Source organism: Streptomyces sannanensis, assembly GCF_039536205.1.
GTDB lineage: Bacteria > Actinomycetota > Actinomycetes > Streptomycetales > Streptomycetaceae > Streptomyces > Streptomyces sannanensis.
Genome location: NZ_BAAAYL010000001.1, coordinates 3,447,032 through 3,463,845 on the forward strand (window position 1 = coordinate 3,447,032; position 16,814 = coordinate 3,463,845).

Annotated in this window: 11 protein-coding genes; 8 read left to right on the forward strand and 3 right to left on the reverse strand. The window is 68.2% G+C overall.

What is annotated here, in order from left to right:
- The first annotated feature begins 134 nt into the window (after window positions 1-134).
- The 3 genes from ABD858_RS16300 to ABD858_RS16310 all read left to right on the forward strand — a co-directional run bounded on the left by ABD858_RS16300 (window position 135) and on the right by ABD858_RS16310 (window position 2,794).
- On the forward strand, window positions 135-449 hold the full coding sequence (locus tag ABD858_RS16300; protein WP_345038052.1) for a hypothetical protein: 315 nt from the start codon (window positions 135-137) through the stop codon (window positions 447-449).
- A 127-nt stretch (window positions 450-576) separates the two neighbouring features.
- Window positions 577-1,695, forward strand: coding sequence for a lipid II:glycine glycyltransferase FemX (locus ABD858_RS16305; protein ID WP_345038054.1), 1,119 nt, complete (start codon window positions 577-579; stop codon window positions 1,693-1,695).
- A gap of 67 nt (window positions 1,696-1,762) precedes the next feature.
- On the forward strand, window positions 1,763-2,794 hold the full coding sequence (locus ABD858_RS16310; RefSeq protein ID WP_345038056.1) for an alanine racemase: 1,032 nt from the start codon (window positions 1,763-1,765) through the stop codon (window positions 2,792-2,794).
- Between the two features lie 13 nt (window positions 2,795-2,807).
- Here the strand turns inward: ABD858_RS16310 and ABD858_RS16315 are convergent, their stop codons facing one another.
- Both ABD858_RS16315 and ABD858_RS16320 read right to left on the reverse strand, forming a co-directional pair.
- Window positions 2,808-4,304, reverse strand: a complete 1,497-nt coding sequence (locus ABD858_RS16315) for a glycosyltransferase family 87 protein (protein ID WP_345038059.1) — start codon at window positions 4,302-4,304, stop codon at window positions 2,808-2,810.
- Between the two features lie 108 nt (window positions 4,305-4,412).
- Entirely contained in the window at window positions 4,413-6,959 is a 2,547-nt protein-coding gene (locus tag ABD858_RS16320; protein WP_345038061.1) for a transglycosylase domain-containing protein, read from the reverse strand.
- Window positions 6,960-7,311: 352 nt separating this feature from the next.
- On the opposite strand from ABD858_RS16320, the gene ABD858_RS16325 reads away from it, so the two are divergent.
- The 3 genes from ABD858_RS16325 (at window position 7,312) to ABD858_RS16335 (ending at window position 10,496) form a co-directional block, all read left to right on the forward strand.
- Window positions 7,312-8,025, forward strand: a complete 714-nt coding sequence (locus tag ABD858_RS16325; protein WP_345038063.1) for a PadR family transcriptional regulator — start codon at window positions 7,312-7,314, stop codon at window positions 8,023-8,025.
- Between the two features lie 48 nt (window positions 8,026-8,073).
- Complete coding sequence (locus tag ABD858_RS16330) at window positions 8,074-9,156, forward strand: inositol-3-phosphate synthase (RefSeq protein WP_345038066.1); 1,083 nt, start codon at window positions 8,074-8,076, stop codon at window positions 9,154-9,156.
- Window positions 9,157-9,227: 71 nt separating this feature from the next.
- Window positions 9,228-10,496: an MFS transporter gene (locus ABD858_RS16335; RefSeq protein WP_345038068.1), complete on the forward strand. Its 1,269-nt coding sequence runs from the start codon at window positions 9,228-9,230 to the stop codon at window positions 10,494-10,496.
- A 78-nt stretch (window positions 10,497-10,574) separates the two neighbouring features.
- Here ABD858_RS16335 and ABD858_RS16340 read toward each other — a convergent pair whose 3' ends face one another.
- On the reverse strand, window positions 10,575-12,041 hold the full coding sequence (locus ABD858_RS16340) for a CCA tRNA nucleotidyltransferase (RefSeq protein WP_345038070.1): 1,467 nt from the start codon (window positions 12,039-12,041) through the stop codon (window positions 10,575-10,577).
- Window positions 12,042-12,216: 175 nt separating this feature from the next.
- Between ABD858_RS16340 and ABD858_RS16345 the strand changes: the two genes are divergently transcribed.
- Together ABD858_RS16345 and murJ are read left to right on the forward strand one after the other, a co-directional pair.
- The gene (locus ABD858_RS16345) at window positions 12,217-14,541 is read left to right on the forward strand and encodes a DUF6049 family protein (protein WP_345038073.1); all 2,325 of its coding nucleotides are present in this window, start codon (window positions 12,217-12,219) and stop codon (window positions 14,539-14,541) included.
- A 54-nt stretch (window positions 14,542-14,595) separates the two neighbouring features.
- Window positions 14,596-16,734, forward strand: a complete 2,139-nt coding sequence (murJ, locus tag ABD858_RS16350) for a murein biosynthesis integral membrane protein MurJ (protein ID WP_345038075.1) — start codon at window positions 14,596-14,598, stop codon at window positions 16,732-16,734.
- Window positions 16,735-16,814: the final 80 nt, after the last annotated feature.

The following is a 16,814-nucleotide window of genomic DNA, read 5'->3' on the forward strand; positions in this document are numbered from 1 at the left end:
CAGACACCGCCGCAGACCGTACAGAGTACCCGCACACCGGCGTCCGGTTGAAATCCGGCGGCGAAGGGCAACAATCTGTACACATCGGGTGTGTGCGGCGCTACCCTGCGCCGCGTTCCGGCAGGAGGTGCCTCATGCCCCAGGTGATCCGACCCCACGCGACGACTTCTCTCCTGGCCACGGACGGCAAGCCCCATCCTCTGCCGGACACGCTGATGGTGGCCACGCTCGTCCTGGGCGCCCTCTCGTTCATCTCGTCGATGTTCCACAACCTCCACCTGCTCAGCTCCTGGTCGGGCCTGATCGGGATCCTCACCGGCGCCTACGGGCAGTTCATCTCGGCGACGACACGCGAGCGGTTCCTGCTGATCATCGGACTGGGTCTCTCGGGTGTCGGGTTCTACCTGGGTATGGCGCACGGCGGTCTCTTCCGAGGTGTACTCGGATAGACCCGGCTCCCTCCGGTGGCGTCCGGGGCCATACGGCCAGACGGGGCGCTCCTTGGGCGCAGTAGGCTTCGGCGCGAGAGCCGGAGCCCCTGACCCATGGGGACACACCTGCCGAGGAGCGCCCCGCATGAGCCTGACCCTGAGGACCATCAGCCGAGAGCAGCATCTGGCGTACATCCAGACTCTGCCCGCGGCGAGTCACTGTCAGGTCCCGGCGTGGGCGGACGTCAAGACGGAGTGGCGCTCGGAGAACCTCGGATGGTTCGACAAGAGCGGTGAGCTCGTCGGCGCCGGCCTGGTGCTCTACCGGCAGCTGCCGAAGATCAAGCGGTATCTGGCGTATCTGCCCGAGGGCCCGGTGATCAACTGGTACGCGCCGAACCTCGACGACTGGCTGCAGCCGATGCTGGCGCACCTGAAGAACCAGGGCGCCTTCTCCGTGAAGATGGGCCCGCCGGTGGTCATCCGCCGCTGGGACGCGCCGACGATCAAGGCGGGTATCCAGGACCCGGATGTGAAGCGTCTGCGCGACATCGAGGCCACCCACATCGAGCCACGCGCCTTCGAGGTCGCCGACCGGCTGCGCAAGATGGGCTGGCAACAGGGCGAGGACGGCGGCGCCGGCTTCGGAGACGTACAGCCGCGGTACGTCTATCAGGTCCCGCTGGCCAACCGCTCGCTCGACGACGTCCTCAAAGGCTTCAACCAACTGTGGCGGCGCAACATCAAGAAGGCCGAGAAGGCCGGTGTCGAGGTCGTCCAAGGTGGCTACGACGACCTCGCCGAGTGGCAGCGGCTCTACGAGATCACGGCCGAGCGTGACCGCTTCCGGCCGCGTCCGCTGTCGTACTTCCAGCGCATGTGGACGGTGCTCAACACCGAGGACCCGAACCGCATGCGCCTGTACTTCGCGCGGCACAACGGGGTGAACCTGTCCGCGGCGACGATGCTCGTCGTCGGAGGGCACGTCTGGTACTCGTACGGCGCTTCCGACAACATCGGCCGCGAGGTGCGGCCCTCGAACGCGATGCAGTGGCGGATGCTGCGCGACGCGTACGCGATGGGCGCGACCGTCTACGACCTGCGCGGCATCTCCGACTCCCTGGACGAGACCGACCATCTCTTCGGCCTGATCCAGTTCAAGGTGGGCACCGGCGGCGAGGCCGTCGAGTACGTGGGCGAGTGGGACTTCCCGCTCAACAAGCTGCTGCACAAGGCGCTCGACATCTACATGTCGCGTCGCTGACCGCGATGACGCCCCAGCAATTCCACCCCTCGCTTCACCGCAGCCACGAGAAAGGTTCCGACCGGTAATGGCGCTCACCCTCTACGTCGACACCGCGCGCTGGCGGGCCCACCAGACGTCCATGCTCGAGCAGTTCCCGGGCGTCGTCCCGGTCTGCAAGGGCAACGGCTACGGCTTCGGCCACGAGCGGCTCGCGGAAGAGGTGTCCCGCTTCGGTACGGACATGCTCGCCGTCGGTACGACCTACGAGGCGGCCAGGATCAAGGACTGGTTCAGCGGTGACCTGCTGGTCCTCACCCCGTTCCGGCGGGGTGAGGAGCCGGTGCCGCTGCCGGACCGGGTGGTCCGCTCGGTTTCCTCGGTCGACGGTGTGCACGCTCTGGTGGGCGCGCGCGTGGTCGTCGAGTGCATGAGCTCGATGAAGCGTCACGGTGTGCAGCCGGAGGAGCTGGGCCAGGTGGCCTCGGCGATCGAGAACGTGCGCCTGGAGGGCTTCGCCCTGCACCTGCCGCTGGACCGTACGGACGGGTCCGATGCGGTGGAGGAGGTCATCGGCTGGATGGACCGTCTGCGGGCGGCCCGGCTGCCGCTGCACACCCTGTTTGTGAGCCATCTGCGGGCCGAGGAGCTGGCGCGGCTGCAGCAGCAGTTCCCGCAGACACGTTTCCGGGCCCGTATCGGCACCCGTCTGTGGCTGGGCGACCACGAGGCCACGGAGTACCGGGGCTCGGTCCTGGACGTCACGCGCGTCGCCAAGGGTGACCGCTTCGGCTACCGCCAGCAGAAGGCGGCCTCGGACGGCTGGCTGGTGGTCGTCGCGGGCGGCACGTCCCACGGTGTGGGGCTGGAGGCGCCGAAGGCGCTCCACGGTGTGATGCCGCGTGCCAAGGGTGTCGCCCGGGCGGGCCTGGCCACGGTCAACCGGAATCTCTCGCCGTTCGTGTGGGCGGGCAAGCAGCGCTGGTTCGCGGAGCCGCCGCACATGCAGGTGTCGATCCTGTTCGTGCCGGCGGATTCCCCCCAGCCGCAGGTCGGCGACGAGCTGGTGGCCCATCTGCGGCACACGACGACGACGTTCGACCGCCTCGTCGACCGCTGAGCGTCGAGCAGCCCTATTCGCGGGCCGCGCCCCACTCCACCTGCGGCCCCTCGGGCCGATGGGCCGCATGCCACGGCGGATGGGCGGCCTGCCCGAGTACGAACACGTCCGGCGCCCCGTCCAGCACTCCGCCGGACGGGTCGTCCGATCCGTCCAGCCGTACGGGGTCCCGCTCCGGCGTGAGGATGTCCCGTACGACGACGGCGCACAGATAGAGCGTCGCGGCCAGATGCACGACGATGGCGGTCTGATAGCCCTCGGGCGGCAGGCCCTGGTGCTTGTCGCCGCCCATCGTGTACGCGAGGTGCATCCAGATCCCCAGGAAGTACATGACCTCGCCGGCCTGCCAGATGAGGAAGTCCCGCCAGCGGGGCCTGGCCAGCGCGGCGAGCGGGATCAGCCACAGCACGTACTGCGGTGAGTAGACCTTGTTGGTGACGATGAACGCGGCGACCACGAGGAACGCCAGCTGGGCGAAGCGCGGCCGGCGGGGTGCGGTGAGGGTGAGCGCGGCGATGCCGGCGCACAGCACGAGCATCAGCAAGGCGGCGAGCATGTTGACGGTGCCGGTTTCCAGGGACTTGCCCGAGCGCTGCGTGATGATCACCCAGAAGGAGCCGAAGTCGATCTGGCGCTCCTGGCTGAAGGTGTAGAACTTCTTCCACCCCTGAGGGGCGAGCAGCATCACGGGCAGGTTCACGGCCAGCCAGGCGCCCGCGGCGCCGAAAACCGCCGCGCCGTACTCGCGCCATCGGCCGGCCCGCCAGCACAGCAGCAGGAGCGGTCCCAGCAGCAGCACGGGATAGAGCTTGGCGGCCGTCGCCAGACCGATCAGGACGCCGAAGGCCAGCGGGCGGCTGCGGGACCACATCAGCATCGCGGCGGCCGTCAGCGCGACGGCGAAGAGGTCCCAGTTGATGGTGGCGGTGAGCGCGAACGCGGGCGCCAGGGCGACGAGCAGGGCATCCCAGGGGCGGTGGCGGTGCGTACGGGCCACGCAGACCGCGATGACAGCCGTACAGACCAGCAGCATGCCCGCGTTGGCCATCCAGTAGAACTGCTCACGGTGCTGCACCGAGCCCTCGACGGGCAGCGTGAGCCAGGCGGCCACCTGCATGAACAGGCCCGTGAGGACGGGGTACTCGAGGTACTCCATGTCGCCGCTCAACCGGTCGAAGTACGGCACGAGACCGTCGGCGAAGCCGCGTCCGAGGTACAGATGCGGAATGTCGGAGTAGCAGGCGTGGGTGTACTGGGAATTCACCCCGCGGAACCAGGCCCAGTCGTAGCAGGGGATCTTCTGCACCATGCCCAGCGCGAACATGCCGATCGCGACCAGGGCCACCACCTGCACCGGGGTGAGGAGGCTGTGTCCGGCCCCGGCCCAGCGGCCGATCGGGCCGCCGATCAGCTCACTGCCGGCCGCGGCGACCTCGTCCTGCCGGGTCGGCCGCACGACGGGCGGATCGTGGCGCACGCGCGGGCTCATGTCGCTGGTCATGCCGCACATCTTGCCGTAGCACCACCATGGCGAAAGGCCGCCGCACCCGGTCGTTCCGGGTACGGCGGCCTCACCATGGCCGTGCTCGGGTGGCGCTACGCCGGCCCAGCCGTTCGGTCAGCCGAACAGGCCTCCGGGGCCGTTGCCGGGCTTCTTGTCCTCCGAAGCCGTGGGACTCGGAGTGACCCCGCCGATCGTGCCACCGTTGTCCGGGCCACCGTTGTCCTGGCCACCGTCCGTGGTGGTGCCACCGTCCATGCCGCCCGTGGTGGGGTCGCAGGGGAAGTCGCGGGGCTTGCAGCGCTTGCCCTGATTCGGCTTCTCCGACGCGGACTGCGTGGGTGACGGCTCCTTCGACGGCTCCTTCGACGGCTCCTTCGACGGCTCCTTGCTCGCCGCAGGAGTCGGCGTCGGAGAACCCGCCGCGTCGGCCTTCACACCGATGTCGGCGGCCTCGGGGAAGCTCATGGTGTCCTCGCCCTTGAGGGCCTCGCGCATGTAGTCGGTCCACACCTCGGCCGGAATGTCACCACCGTGGATGGACTCGATACCGCCGGTCCCGTTCATGGACAGCAGTTCCTTCTTCTCGGCCCCCGGGTCCGTACGGAACAGCGTCACCGAGGTCGAGAGCTGCGGAGTGTAGCCGACGAACCAGGCCGACTTGTTCTCGTCGGTGGTACCGGTCTTGCCGGCCGCCGGACGGCCCAGCGCCTTGGCCTTCGTACCGGTGCCGTTCTGGACGACGTTCTCCAGGACCTTGGTGATGTTGTCCGCGATGTCGCTGTCCAGGGCCCGCTTCTCCTCGGGCTGCTCGAAGCCCTCCTGCTTCTCACCCTTGTAGAGCACCTTGGTCACCGAGTACGGCTCCCGGTGGACTCCGGAGGAGGCGAACGTGGCGTACGAGTCGGCCATGCGGATGGCACTCGGGGTGGAGGTACCGAGCGAGAAGGAAACGTTGTTGAGGTTCCCTTGGTCAAAGCTGCTTTCGAGGATGCCCGTCGACTCGGCGACCTCGCGCACCTTGTTGAGACCCACGTCGATGCCGAGCTGGGCGAACGGCGTGTTGATGGACTTCTCCATCGCCTCGTTGAGCGTCACGTACCCGTAGGGGGTCTTGCTCTCGTTCTTCTGCCGGAACGGCTGACCCTTGTCATTCAGCAGGGGCTGGCCGTTGCGGTCCTTGATGACGAGGAGGTCGTTGCCGTTGTACTTGCTGTTGATGGAGATGCCCTCACCGTTGCTGTTCTGCGTGCCGTACTTCATGGCGGCCGCGAGCACGTAGGGCTTCCAGGTCGAGCCGACGGGGACACCCGAGGTGTCGGCGTTGTTGGTGAAATGCTTCTTGTCCCAGCCCTCGCCGCCGTAGATCGCGACGATCTGCCCGGTCTTCACATCGACCGAGGCGCCGCCGAACTGGACGAACTTGTCGGTCCCGGGACGCGCTTTCTCGTCCAGGAACTCCTTGCGGGTCTTGTCGACCGCCGCAGCGAGCGCGTCGACCTTCTTCTTGTTGAAGGTCGTGTAGATCTTGTAGCCGCCGCGCGCCAGGTCGTCCACCGTGATGTCCGTCTGCTTCATCACGTACTTCTTGGCGGTCTCGACGAGGTAGCCCTTCTGGCCGTCCAGCGATGTGGCGAGCTCGGATTCCTTGATCTTGGGGAAGGTCTGGTACTTGGCCCGCTCCGCCTTGTCCATCCGGCCGACCTCGACCTCACGGTCGAGAATCCACTTCCAGCGTTCCTTGGCACGGGCGAGGTTCTTGTCGGCCTCGGCGCCCGCACCGATGCCGCCGTCCGGGTTGTAGAAGTTGGGGCCCTTGAGCAGGGCCGCCAGGAAGGCACTCTCGGAGGGGTCGAGATCCTTGCTGTTCTTGCCGAAGTACGCCTGGGAGGCCGCCTGGATCCCGTACGCGTCGCGCCCGAAGAACGCGGTGTTCAGATAACCCTCCAGGACTTCGTCCTTCTCGACGGTCGCACCGACCTTGATCGAGATGAACAGCTCTTTGACCTTGCGGCTCATCGTCCGGCTCTGGTCCAGATACGTGTTCTTCACGTACTGCTGGGTGATGGTCGAGCCACCCTGCACATCGCCACCTGTGGCCATGTTGAAGACGGCCCGGGCGATACCCATGGGGTCGACACCGCTGTCCTCGTAGAACGAGGCGTTCTCCGCGGCGATCACCGCGTCCCGCGTGTGCGGCGGAATGTTGACGATGTCGACGATCTGACGGTTGCGCTCACCGCCGGTCGCGGCCATCTGCGTACCGTCGTCCCAGTAGAAGACGTTGTTCTCCGCCTCGGCCGTCTTCTTCGGGTCGGGCACACCGACCATGGCGAGCGCCACGCCGGCTCCGGCCATTCCCACCGCGAAGAAGCCGAGGAAGGTGCCGGCCACCAGCTTCCAGGACGGCACGAACCGCTGCAGACCGTCCTTGTCGGAGCGCGGGTAGTTGATGAACCGCTTGTCGGGCGCCTGTCTGCCACGGCCTCTGCCGCGCTGGGCGGCGCGGCGGGCCTCGGCCCGGCCTCCGTACGAACCGGAAGGCGACTCGGAGCCGGCGTCCCGCGTGGGGGCCGCCCGGCGGCCCGACTGCTGGGCGGCGCGGCGGGCCGCGGCTCGTCCGCCGCCTTGCGGCTGCGGCGGTTTGCGACGGTGATCGCTCATCGAACGACTACTCCTCGGGCAGGCGTGTGCGCCTGGAAGCGGCAGTTGAGTTCCCCCCGATATACGGACCGGCCCCGTCGGGGCTTGATCCGTGATGCATCCAGGACGACGACGCTCCCTGGCGTCACGTGGTTCCCGGTGGTCTGCATGGCGCACAGCCTACGCACGGCCAAAACCGCCCCAGTGCCGAAGTTCACCTCAAATCAGGCATGTTGTGTCCGGCGAATTGACGATGTGACGCCGCTCACCATGACCCGACTTGTCGCGACGGGATCACCGTTCTATCGTCAGGATGTATCGAGTCGATACATCAGAGCGGCATAAGGGTCCACGGCAGGAGAGGAGGCGATGGGTGAGCAGACGCTCCGGCATCCTCGAGTTCGCCGTACTCGGCCTGCTCCGCGAAGCCCCGATGCACGGGTACGAGCTGCGGAAACGGCTCAATACCTCGCTGGGAATCTTCCGCGCCTTCAGCTACGGGACCCTCTATCCCTGCCTCAAGACGCTGGTCGCGAACGGCTGGTTGATCGAGGAACCGGGCAGCGCACCGGAGGACGCTCCCCCAGCCTCCGGCCGGGTGGTGCCCCCAGCGGCCTCACTCGCGGGACGCCGCGCCAAGATCGTCTACCGGCTGACGGCGGAAGGTAAGGAGCACTTCGAGGAGCTGCTCTCCCAGACCGGCCCCGACGCCTGGGAGGACGAGCACTTCGCGGCCCGCTTCGCCTTCTTCGGCCAGACCGAGCGTGAGGTGCGGATGCGGGTACTGGAGGGCCGCCGCAGCAGACTGGAGGAGCGCCTGGAGAAGATGCGCGCTTCCCTGGCCCGCACCCGCGAGCGGCTCGACGACTACACGCTTGAGCTCCAGCGGCACGGCATGGAGTCCGTGGAGCGCGAGGTGCGCTGGCTGAACGAGCTCATCGAGAGCGAGCGTGCGGGCCGGGAGCACCGAGGATCCGGTGGCGAGACCGGCTCCGTCCAGCAGAACCACATACAAGGAGAGCCGGGCGGCCTGCCCCGGAACCGGGACAGCACCCGGCCGGATCCGTCCGACGACACCGCCAAATGAGGCCCTGCGTCCGCAGGACCTCGCAGAGAAAAACAGGGAGCAACCGGAATGGGTTCGGTTCGCGTAGCCATCGTCGGCGTCGGCAATTGCGCCGCGTCGCTGGTGCAGGGCGTCGAGTACTACAAGGACGCCGACCCGGCCGGCAAGGTGCCGGGTCTGATGCACGTGCAGTTCGGCGACTACCACGTGCGTGACGTCGAGTTCGTGGCCGCCTTCGATGTGGACGCGAAGAAGGTCGGCCTCGATCTCGCGGACGCCATCGGCGCCAGCGAGAACAACACCATCAAGATCTGCGACGTGCCGGCCACCGGTGTGAAGGTCCAGCGCGGCCACACGCTCGACGGTCTCGGCAAGTACTACCGCGCCACGATCGAGGAGTCCCCCGAGGCGCCGGTCGACGTCGTCCAGATCCTCAAGGACAAGCAGGTCGACGTTCTCGTCTGCTACCTGCCCGTGGGCTCCGAGGACGCTGCGAAGTTCTACGCCCAGTGCGCCATCGACGCCAAGGTCGCTTTCGTCAACGCCCTCCCGGTCTTCATCGCCGGCACCAAGGAGTGGGCGGACAAGTTCACCGAGGCCGGTGTCCCGATCGTCGGTGACGACATCAAGTCCCAGGTCGGCGCCACCATCACGCACCGCGTCATGGCGAAGCTCTTCGAGGACCGGGGCGTCATCCTGGACCGCACGATGCAGCTGAACGTCGGCGGCAACATGGACTTCAAGAACATGCTCGAGCGCGAGCGCCTGGAGTCCAAGAAGATCTCCAAGACGCAGGCCGTCACCTCGCAGATCCCCGACCGGGACCTCGGCGAGAAGAACGTCCACATCGGCCCGTCCGACTACGTCGCCTGGCTGGACGACCGCAAGTGGGCCTACGTCCGCCTCGAGGGCCGCGCCTTCGGTGACGTTCCGCTGAACCTCGAGTACAAGCTCGAGGTCTGGGACTCCCCGAACTCCGCGGGCGTGATCATCGACGCGGTGCGCGCCGCGAAGATCGCCAAGGACCGCGGCATCGGCGGCCCGATCCTCTCCGCGTCCTCGTACTTCATGAAGTCCCCGCCGGTCCAGTACTTCGACGACGAGGCCCGCGAGAACGTCGAGAAGTTCATCAAGGGCGAGGTCGAGCGCTAAAGCCCGCTCCTCGTCGCTGGGCCCCCGGGTAATCCACCCGGGGGCCTGCGCATTGTGTGAGGCTGAGCCTCATGCCTGTCGTACGTGATCTGCGCGTGCTGCTGCGCTTCCGGGACTTCCGGCGGCTACTCGTCGTACGTCTGCTGTCCCAGTCCGCGGACGGCGTCTATCAGGTCGGTCTCGCCACGTACGTCGTCTTCTCCCCGGAGAAAGCGACCTCGCCGGCCGCCATCGCCTCGGCCATGGCCGTGCTGCTGCTGCCGTACTCGCTGGTCGGGCCGTTCGCGGGAGTCCTGCTGGACCGCTGGCGGCGCCGCCAGGTCTTTCTGTACGGAAACCTGCTCCGGGCCATACTCGCCTCGGGGACGGCGCTGCTGGTCGTCGGCTCCGCTCCCGACTGGCTCTTCTACACCTCCGCCCTGTTCGTCACCGCGGTCAACCGCTTCATCCTGGCCGGGCTCTCGGCCTCGCTTCCCCGGGTCGTCGACACCGACCGGCTGGTGATGGCCAACTCGCTCTCCCCGACCGCGGGGACACTGGCCGCCACCGCGGGCGGCGGCCTGGCCTTCGTCGCCCGGCTGCTGGTGGCGGACTCCGACGCGGCCGTGGTGCTGCTCGGAGCACTGCTCTATCTCGTCGCGGGCCTCGCCTCGCTGCGGATGGCCCCTGGCCTGCTGGGCCCGGAACCCGAGCTGGTGCAGCCCCGGCTGGGGGCTGCCCTGGCCTCAACGGCCCGCGGCCTCGTCGGCGGCGTACGGCATCTGACGGAGCGGCGCCCGGCAGCTCGTGCGCTGGCCTCGATGACGCTGATGCGCTTCTGCTTCGGTGCGCTGACCGTCATGGTGCTGATGCTCTGCCGGTATGCGTTCTCGGAACGGGAGTCCGAAGGGCTCGCCCTGCTGGGGCTCGCGCTCGGCTTCTCGGCAGCCGGATTCTTCACGGCCGCCGTCATCACGCCGTGGGCGGTGGGCCGGCTCGGCCGTTTCGGCTGGATGAGCGGCTGCGCGGGCGCGGCCGCCGTGCTGGAGCTCGCGCTGGGTCTGCTCTTCGCCCCGGGACCGATGCTGATCGCCGTGTTCGTGCTGGGGCTGGCCACCCAGGGGGCGAAAATCTCCACGGACACGGTGGTGCAGTCGACGGTGAACGACGCCTTCCGTGGCCGCGTCTTCTCGCTCTACGACGTGCTCTTCAACGTCGCCTTTGTCGGAGCGGCCGCTGTCGCGGCACTGATGCTGCCACCCGACGGGCGATCGGTGATCCTCGTGGCCACGGTCTCCGTCATCTACGCCGTGGTCGCCGTGACCACGGCCCGTTGGAGAACCGCACAGGCCAGCCAATAGAGCGTGGGGCGGTGTTTCACGTGAAACACCGCCCCACGCCCGCCGGCTCATTCGTCATGTTTCACGTGAAACATGACCTCAGTCCTGCACTGCCCACCAGTCCTTGAGTGCGGCGACCGCCGCGTCGTGCTCCATCGGCCCGTGCTCCAGCCGCAGCTCCAGCAGGTGCTTGTAGGCCTTGCCGATCAGGGGTCCCGGTCCGACGCCCAGGATCTCCATGATCTGGTTGCCGTCCAGATCGGGCCGGATCGCGTCCAGCTCCTCCTGCTCCTGCAACTGCGAGATGCGCTCCTCAAGACCGTCGTAGGTGCGGGCGAGAGCCGCCGCCTTGCGCTTGTTGCGCGTCGTGCAGTCCGAGCGGGTCAGCTTGTGCAGCCGGTCCAGCAGAGGTCCGGCATCGCGTACATAGCGGCGCACCGCCGAGTCGGTCCACTCTCCGGTCCCATAGCCGTGGAAGCGCAGATGCAGCTCCACCAGCTGTGCCACATCCTTGACCAGGTCATTGGAGTACTTGAGCGCGGTCATGCGCTTCTTGGTCATCTTTGCGCCCACCACCTCGTGGTGGTGGAAGGAGACCCGGCCGTCCTTCTCGAAGCGGCGCGTCTTCGGCTTGCCGATGTCGTGGAGAAGCGCCGCCAGTCGCAGCACCAGGTCCGGACCGGAGTCCTCCAGGTCGATGGCCTGCTCCAGCACGGTGAGCGTGTGCTCGTACACGTCCTTGTGCCGGTGATGCTCGTCACTCTCCAGCCGCAGAGCGGGCAGTTCCGGAAGGATGCGGTCGGCGAGGCCCGTGCTGACAAAGAGCCTCAGGCCGTTGCGCGGATGGGCGGAGAGGATCAGCTTGTTCAGCTCGTCGCGCACTCGCTCGGCCGAGACGATGTCGATCCGCTCGGCCATCTCCCTCATCGCGGCGACGACCTCGGGGGCCACGTCGAAGTCCAGCTGGGCGGCGAAGCGGGCTGCGCGCATCATGCGCAGCGGGTCGTCGGAGAAGGAGGCCTCGGGGGTGCCGGGCGTGCGCAGGACACGGGCCGCGAGGTCTTCGAGACCACCGTGGGGATCGATGAACTCCTTCTGCGGCAGGGCCACGGCCATCGCATTCACGGTGAAGTCGCGGCGTACCAGGTCTTCCTCGATGGAGTCGCCGTAGGACACCTCGGGCTTGCGCGAGGTCCGGTCGTACGCCTCGGAGCGATATGTCGTGATCTCGATCTGGAAGTTCTGAAGGTCGCTGCCGCTCCGGGCCGCCTTCTGGCACCCGACCGTGCCGAAGGCGATCCCGACCTCCCATGTGGCGTCCGCCCACGGCCGAACGATCTTCAGTACGTCCTCGGGCCGAGCGTCCGTGGTGAAGTCCAGATCATTGCCGAGCCGGCCCAGCAGCGCATCCCGGACCGACCCGCCGACCAGCGCCAGGCTGAACCCGGCTTCCTGGAAACGACGGGCGAGGTCATCGGCGACAGGGGACACCCGGAGCAGTTCGCTGACCGCGCGGCGCTGCACCTGACTCAGGGCACTGGAGTTGTCTTCATTGGCGTTCGGCACAACAGAAAAGGGTACGTGCCCCGGCCGACCGGAGCGTCCCTGTTTCTCCCCGGCCCGGCCCGCCTGCCGAGTCGCACAGATCCTGTGGAGCAGTCCGGCGGCACTTCGCCGCGGCACATCTCGTTACCATGCCTGGACGCACATCCGACGACGAAGACGAGGGACGGGCGAACGCGTGGCCGAGGCGGCAGACACCCCGGGGATCACTCCCTCTCCTGCCCGCCGGTGGCTGAGGCGCACGGCGTCGCTGATCACCGGTGTCCTGCTCATGGCCGGGCCACTGTGCGGCCCAGCGGCCCCTTCCGCGCATGCCGCAGAGGCCGGCGCCTCGGGCTCGCGCACCGTCGATGTGTCGCTGGACTCCCTGGCCCCCGCCGCCCCTGTCAAAGGCGACACACTCACCATCTCCGGGTCGGTGACCAACAAGGGCAAGCAGACCATCACCGACGCCCATATCGCGCTGCGTGTGGGCTCGCCGCTCTCCAGCAGGGCATCGATCGACAACGCCGCGGAACACACCGGCTACTCAGCGGGCAGCGACCCGGCGGAGCTCGACGGCGACTACACCGTCGAGATCGCCAAGCTTCCCGCCCACGTCAGGCAGGACTTCACCCTGTCGGTCCCGGTGAACAAGCTGGGCCTCGACGAAGCGGGCGTCTACCAACTGGGCGTGTCGCTGTCCGGACACACTGCCCGCGAGCGCTACGAGCAGGTGCTGGGCATCCAGCGGACCTTCCTGCCGTGGCAGCCCGCGGCCATGAAGAAGAAGACCCAGATCACCTACCTCTGGCCGCTGGTCTCCACCACGCGCCTCACCGCCGAGACAGGCTCGGACGAGCAGCAGACACCCGTCTTCAAGGACGACGAGCTGGCCACCGAGCTCGCCCCCGGAGGCCGGTTGGAGCAGATGGTCACCCTGGGCAGCCAGCTGCCCGTCACCTGGGTGATCGACCCCGACCTGCTCGCCACCGTGGACGCGATGACCCGGAACTACCGGGTCAAGGCGGGCGACACCACGGTCCCCGGCAAGAACCAGGCCATCGCCAAGGCGTGGCTCAGCTCACTCGAGAAGGCGGTACAGGACCAGAAGGTCGTGGCCCTCCCCTTGGGTGACCCCGATCTGGCCTCCCTCGCACACCAGGGAAAGAACGTCTCCGGATCGCTGAGTCATCTGCAGTCCGCCACCGAGGTCGCCAGGACGACCGTCGAGACGGTCCTCCATGTGACGCCGTCCCTCGACTTCGCCTGGCCCGTGGACGGCGCGATCGACCCCTCGATCGTCGACGTTGCCACTTCCGCCGGCGCCCACAAGGTGATCGCGCGCAGCGACAGCATGCGGGAATCGGACGACCTGCCGTACACGCCCACCGCGGCCCGCCCCATCGGCGGCGGCACCACCGCCGTGGTAGCCGACAAGGGGCTCTCCACTGCTTTCGAGGGCGACATGACCCAGGCCGAGGAGTCCACGCTCGCCGTACAGGAATTCCTCGCCCAGACGCTGGCCGTGAGCCTCCAGGAGCCCGACCACCAGCGCAGCATCGTCGTCGCTCCACAGCGCATGCCGTCAGCGAGCCAGGCCCAGTCGATGGCGCACGCGCTGCAGGGCCTCGCCCCCCAGCGCTGGACCGAGCCGCTCGACCTGCCGGCGGCGGCCGCTGCCAAGCCGGACGCCAACGCCTCCACCCGGGTCCCCTCCTCCTCCGCGTATCCGAAGAAGCTGCGCGCCCAGGAGTTGCCGGTCGACGCCTTCCGGGAGATCAAGACCACCCAGGACACCCTCGACAGGTTCAAGGTGATTCTCACCTCGCCCGACCGGGTGGTCACCCCCTTCGGCAATGCCATCGACCGGTCGATGTCGACGTCCTGGCGCAGCCACCCCGCGGACGCCCGCGTCTACCGCGAAGGCGTGCTGAACCACCTGCGCAGCCTCACCGCGGAGGTACAGCTCATCCAGAAGTCCCCGGCGACCCTGTCCGGACGCAGCGCGACCCTCCCGGTGACCGTGCAGAACAAGCTGGTGCAAGACGTCGACCATCTTGTTCTGCGCCTGTGGTCCACCAACCCCCAGCGTCTGAGCATCGGCGACGACCAGGCGGGCGCCTCGCAGTCGGTCAAGGTCGCCGGCGGTCACAGCCAGTCGGTGAAGTTCACGGCCAACGCCCACGCCAACGGCCCGATCCAGGTGAAGGCCCAGCTCTACACCGAGGACGGCACCCCCTACGGCGACACCATGACCTTCACGGTGCAGGTCTCGGAGATCACCCCGACCGTGATGCTGGTGCTCGCCGGTGGTGTACTGCTGCTCGTCCTCGCGGGCATCAGGATGTACACCCAGCGCAAGCGCGCTGCCGCCCGGGAGGCCGACGCGGAAGGCGATGCGGAGGACGGCGAGGAGACCGCCTCGGAGGACGACAGTCCCGAGCAGCCGAGTGACCCGTTGCCGGACACCGCATCGGAAAGCGGGGACCTGTCGGGCCCGGGTGAGAAAGTGGACCGTTGAGCCATGTCGTGGCCGGTCGGCCGGGGACGAAACGCGAGCTTGAGGAGAGCACCAGTGCACTCGCCGTACGACGGTGACCGCGGCCAGGGCGCCGGCGGCGATCACGCGGGCCAGGTACCACTGCCGTCGCAGCAAGCCCAGGACCCGTACATCCAGGACGCCTACACCCCTGATCCCTACCAGTCCCAGGACCTGTCCGCCCAGGACCCGGTGTCCGAGGCGCTCTACGACCGCGCCGCGCACCCACCGCCTCTGCCCGGCACCTACGCCGAGCCGCAACCGCTCTACCGGCAGCCGTCCGCACCGCAGCATGCTCCCGACCCTCGGGTGTGGGCGCAGACGCCGCCGCCCGAGCCGGACGGCCCGTCCCGCCATCTGTCGTACGGCGACGATGCCACGACCACCGAATTCGTGGGCGTGGACGCCCTCGTGACCCGGGCCGGCGAGGAACTCCCGGAGCCCGACGCCTTCGCGCACCTGTACCGGGACCAGCAGGGCGCCGGAGCGAGCACAAGCACACCCGAACCCGAGCCGGCCCCGGCGCCCGCCCCCAAGAAGTCGGGCGGCCGCGCCGCGAGCCTTCTGAAGTCCAGCGCCGTGATGGCCGCGGGAACGCTGGTCTCCCGGCTCACCGGGTTCGTACGCAGCCTGATGATCACGGCGGCCCTGGGTGCCGCTCTGCTCGGTGACACCTACACCGTCGCCTACACCCTGCCGACGATGATCTATATCCTCACCGTCGGCGGCGGTCTGAACTCCGTCTTCGTGCCGCAGCTCGTCCGCTCCATGAAGAACGACGAAGACGGCGGCGAGGCGTATGCCAACCGCCTGCTGACCCTGGTGATGGTCGCCCTCGGCGTCATCGTGGGCTTTGCCGTCCTCATCGCCCCCCTGCTGATCCGTGCGATGTCGAGCACCATCGCCGCGGATCCGGCCGCCAACAACGTCGCGATCAGTTTCGCCCGCTACTGCCTGCCCACGATCTTCTTCATGGGCGTGCATGTCGTGATGGGCCAGATCCTCAACGCCCGCGGGAAGTTCGGCGCGATGATGTGGACCCCGGTCCTGAACAACATCGTCATGATCTTCACGTTCGGCCTGTTCATCTGGGTGTACGGCAGCTCCGCAGAATCCCGCATGGGTGTCACCACCATCCCGCCGGAGGGCATCAGGCTGCTCGGCATCGGCACCCTGCTCGGACTCGTCGTCCAGGCCCTGGCAATGATCCCCTACCTGCGCGAGACGGGCTTCCGCTTCCGGCCCCGCTTCGACTGGAAGGGCCACGGCCTCGGCAAGACGGTGAAGCTCGCCAAGTGGACCGTGCTGTTCGTCCTCGCCAACCAGGCCGGCGTGCTCGTCGTCACCCAGCTCGCCACCGCGGCGGGTGAGGCCTCAGGCAAGGACGGTGCCGGCTTCCTGGCCTACTCCAACGCCCAGCTGATCTGGGGCATGCCGCAGGCCATCATCACCGTCTCGGTCATGGCCGCCCTGCTGCCCCGCATCTCCCGGGCCGCCCACGACGACGACCCCGGCGCGGTCCGCGACGACATCTCGCAGGGCCTGCGCAACTCGGCCGTGGCGATCGTCCCGGTCTCCTTCGCGTTCCTCGCGCTCGGTGTCCCCATGTGCACGCTCCTGTACGCCTCCAGCGGCACCGAAGCGGCCCGGTCCATGGGCTTCATCCTGATGGCGTTCGGCCTCGGCCTGATCCCGTACTCCGTCCAGTACGTCGTGCTGCGCGGCTTCTACGCCTACGAGGACACCCGCACGCCCTTCTACAACACCGTCATCGTCGCCGCCGTCAACGCCGCGGCCTCCGCCCTCTGCTACGTGCTGCTCCCCGCCCAGTGGGCGGTGGTCGGTATGGCCGCCTCGTACGGGCTGGCCTATGCCGTGGGCGTGGGCGTCGCCTGGCGCCGACTGCGCAACCGGCTGGGCGGCGACCTGGACGGCGCGCATGTCGTCCGCACCTACGCCCGTCTCGGCATCGCCTCGATCCCGGCGGCGATCGCCGGTGGCGCCGTGGGCTTCTTCGCCCTCAAGACCCTCGGCGAAGGAGCCCTCGGCTCGCTCACGGCGCTTGTCGCGGGCGGGGCGGTACTGCTGGCCATCTTCTTCGTCGCGGCGAAGAGGATGCGCATCGAGGAGCTCAACGCCATGGTCGGTATGGTGCGCGGGCGTCTGGGCCGCTGAAGATCGTCCGCACCGCACAACCATCGTCCGCCGCCGCGTGTCGTGCATAGCGGCGGACTGTGGGCACAATTGGCATGACT